Raw genomic sequence first — 3,196 nt, 5'->3', positions numbered from 1 at the left:
GGCGAAGGCGACCGTCAGCGGCGCGTTCACCTGCGGGTTGCGGCCCAGCATCAGCTCCACGAGTAAGGGCGCTGCCGCCACCGACAACAGTGTTGTGCCCAGCAGCAAGGTGGTGGCCAGCGTCACCAGGCGGCGCACGAAGGCCGCACCGCCGTCGGCGTCATCCTGCTCGGCGCGGGCGAGCACCGGCACGAAGATCGCGGTGAACGTCGCCTCCAGCACCAGCGCGGCGACCAAGTTCGGCAGTTGGTTGGCCACCGTGAACGCGCTGGACAGCGCCGCACCCAGGAGAGCGGCCAACAGCACGATCCGGGCAAAACCCGTGACGCGACTGACCAGGGTCGCCAGCGCCATGCCCCACGACCGGGACACCAGCGCCGCGTCGGAGAGCTCCGGTCGGGGCTGTGGCGAGGTGCTCTGTGCCGGCACATGGCCGGTCGGCGGCAGCGGCCCGGTCGGCGGCCCGGGATGGTGCCGGACGCTGCGCGGGGGCAGGGCGTGGCTCATGCGTCCAGCTCTTCGTCGACCGAATGTTCGGCGTCTGGATGCTCGGCGTCCGGCGGGTCCGGCCGGTCCAGGTCGGCGCGGTCGGGCTGTCCGCGGAAGCGGTGCCACAGCCGCCGTCCCGCCAGCGCCACCAGCACGGCGGCCGCGCTCATCGTGATCGCGAACAGCACCTTGCCGTAGGCGTTGGAATGCACCGAGAGCCGCACCGGCTCACCCAGCGGCACACCGTCCGGAGTGTGCAGTGCGACATCGATCGCGACGCGCTGGGTGAAGTTGACCTCGATCGGTACCCGCATCGGCAGGTATCCCGGCGGCAACTCGATCTCGCCCGGATCGGTCACCGTCATCCCGGGCGGCACGTCGAGGTGCAGCCGCACCCGGATCGGCACCGCCAGCCCGTTGTGCAGGGCCAGCGGCAACGGGCTGTGTTCGGTGGCCAGCGTGTACGACCCGGCCGGGGTGACGATGGTGACCGCGCCGAACAGGTCGTCGAGCGCGTGACCGAGCACGTCGAGGCGCTGCTGAGCGAGCCCGTTACGGGTGTCGGGCCGGTCGGCCTGGCTGACCGCGCGCAGCATGTCCTCGCGTAACGGCGCGGTGTAACTGGCGCCGGAAAGACCGCTCCGCGCGTCGGCGGTCAGGGCCGAGGTCAGGCCGGCCAGCCGGGCCATTTCACCGGAGATCTTGCCGACGACGGCGTCGCTGAACCGGCCCCGTCCACCGGCATCGGCATCCGGTTGCGGCGTCCCGTTGGCCGGCGGTACGGCCGACGCCTCCGCGATCAGCGCCGGAAGCGGGCGTGGCACCGCCAGGCCGGACCGGATCGCCGTCGCCAGCGTGGTCATGATCGCGCCCGCATCCTCGGGCCGCAGGTTCCAGTTGGTCGGCGGCAGTAGAACCTGGCCGCGCGGGTTGATTTTCGGCTGCAGCGCCCGCCACAGCATCGCGCCCAGCGCGTCCTGACGCCGCGCGACGTCGGAGTCGTGCCGAAGCCGGACCAGCAAGGCGGAGCTCAGGTAGCCGGGCGCCACCGGATCGGCGCCGGCGGCTGCGAACGCGGCGCCGATGGCGGGGTCGAACGGCGCGATCACCACTTGCGGCGACAGCCGTCGTGGTGCGGTGTCCGGGGTGGTCGGCAGCGGGGCGCTGGAGTCGCCGGCAGCGGGGTCCGCGGGTGCGACCACCACGGTATTGCCGTTGGCGCTGAGCAGGTCGACGCCGCGTCGGGTCAGTGCGCCGTCGGGGATCAAGGTGGCGCCGCGGACCGCGACGACTCCCAGGATCTGGTCGACGATGTCGCCGGCAGCGCCGGTCGCGGCCGCGCTGAGGCCGGGGTCCCCGATCCGCTGGACGGCGTCCAGGTCGGCTTGCGCGTAGGGCAGCGGCGCGATGCAGGTCCGGTGCGCCAGCCCGCGCAGCCGGTTCAGCCAGGTGGTCGCCGCGGCCTGCCCGGTCCCGGGATGCGTCGGGGTGCCCGGCTCCTGCGCGCGTCCGGCGGGTGAACCGGGGACTCCGTCGGAAACCACATAGCCGGCCGTCATCGCGTTCACGGTGACCAGCAGATCCGGGTCGACGGCCAGGCATACCGAGCGCCCGACTGCGCCGTCCGGGTCGACGTCGTGGCTGGTGGCGAATTCGGCGGCGGACAGCAGCACGTCCAGCCGGCCGCCGGCGGCCAGCGACGTGGCCAGGTCGTCGTCCGTCAGGCGGACCGGAATTGTGCCGCCCGGAACGCCGGGCGCCAGCCGGGGCCGGTCGGCCAGCGGCCACAGCATGGTGACCGGAACGGGTTTGGAGGTGTCGGGCACGACCACGGTGTCCAGCGCACCCGCGGCGCCGCCGGCGGTGTTCAACGGGTCGGGCGGCACGCCCAGCACGGGCAACAGGAAGCGGGCGTTGTCCAGCCGGGCCGGTGCGCCGTAGTCGGGTGTGCCGTTGACGTTGACCAGCAGCGGGTAAACGCCGGGCGCTGCGACGTCCAGCGAATGGCTGGTCACCGACCGCATCGGGGCCGACAACGAGAACTTCGCCTTCTGGCCACGCTGCAGCACGGGAGACACCGTCGCGAAGTCCATCGCGGTCTGATACTGATCGGTGTCGCCGTCGAGGTCGGTGCGCAGTCCCGTCGACGCGGGCACCGCAGGCGCGTGCTCCAGGCGGATCATCACGTCGTGGACCGGGCGGTCGCCGATGTTGGTCAGAGTCCCGGCGACGGTCACCACCGGCTCGCTGGTGGTGGTAACGACCTGCGGAGTGACCTGGTCGATGCGGACCTGGACGAACGGCGTGGCGCCCGGCTCACCCGCGGTCGCCGCCGGCATGACACTGACGCTCAGGCCGGCCAGGATGCCGACGACCGTCAGCAGCCGCGCCAGGGCGCCCCGCCAGAATCGCGGTGCCGTCGAACCGCTGTTGATCCCCACCCACGGGCGTTGTCCCCACCTCGAATAGCTCTGCATCGTTGTCGGCGGTTACGACCCGGGACCGCGACCGTTTTTCCGGCCTCGAACCGGCTCGTCGGCCCGGCGGATACGGGTGCGCGAGTGGGTTTGCGGCCGTCGCCGCGGCGTGCTGGGTGGCAGCGGTGGAAGCGCGGCCGGGCCGTCGCTCTGCAGCTTGTCGATCAGCTCGTCGGCCACTTCGGCGAGCTTGCGTTCGTCGGCGTAGGCCAGCCGGGACGGCAGCTCGG

The 3,196-nt window shown here is 72.5% G+C and carries 3 protein-coding genes; all 3 read right to left on the bottom strand.

The window, feature by feature from the left end; all coding sequences use genetic code 11:
- Nucleotides 1-507: lipid II flippase MurJ (locus VGH85_22080; GenBank protein HEY2176507.1), on the bottom strand; the 507-nt coding region annotated here is incomplete at its 3' end.
- Nucleotides 504-2,966 carry a hypothetical protein gene (locus VGH85_22075; protein HEY2176506.1) on the bottom strand — a complete coding sequence of 821 codons (2,463 nt, stop codon included), beginning with the start codon at nucleotides 2,964-2,966 and terminating at the stop codon, nucleotides 504-506. The genes VGH85_22080 and VGH85_22075, both read right to left, overlap by 4 nt.
- 12 nt (nucleotides 2,967-2,978) lie before the next feature.
- Nucleotides 2,979-3,196 (bottom strand): NUDIX hydrolase (locus tag VGH85_22070; protein HEY2176505.1); only part of this gene is annotated, 218 nt, incomplete at its 5' end.

It is taken from the genome of Mycobacteriales bacterium (genome assembly GCA_036497565.1).
In the GTDB taxonomy this organism is placed as follows: Bacteria; Actinomycetota; Actinomycetes; order Mycobacteriales; family QHCD01; genus DASXJE01.
The sequence above is the reverse complement of the archived record's forward strand: the minus strand, read 5'-3'. Positions and strand labels throughout refer to the sequence as shown.

What these genes read in the sequence shown, in the direction of transcription:
- VGH85_22075 (HEY2176506.1), bottom strand. Translation starts at nt 2,966, where the DNA reads ATGCAGAGCTATTCGAGGTGGGGACAACGCCCGTGGGTGGGGATCAAC.